General features: G+C 45.9%; 1 pseudogene. It reads right to left on the reverse strand.

The features are described from left to right. Positions 1-259, reverse strand: a pseudogene (locus AAEY88_RS14310) (alpha/beta hydrolase); the annotation flags it as partial.

The following is a 259-nucleotide window of genomic DNA, read 5'->3' on the forward strand; positions in this document are numbered from 1 at the left end:
CTACTGCCTTCCATACCATGAAACAAGACGATTAAAGGTGTTTGTTCACGCTCATCATTTTCGATTGCTTTTATAGGGTGCGCATCATAAAAGTCATAAGCAATATCAGTCTCACCTAGAGAGTCTTGCATCACCATCCGACGATACGTCGGTGCTGCTGGTGCAAAAAACTTGGGCAAGATACTTTGCAGATGCGGGTTAGAAAGCCAAAATGGCGGCTTAAAAGGCGTGGGGTTGAAATGGTCGGGGAGGTTGTAGG

The organism is Psychrobacter sp. CAL346-MNA-CIBAN-0220 (assembly GCF_040309805.1).
Lineage (GTDB): Bacteria > Pseudomonadota > Gammaproteobacteria > Pseudomonadales > Moraxellaceae > Psychrobacter.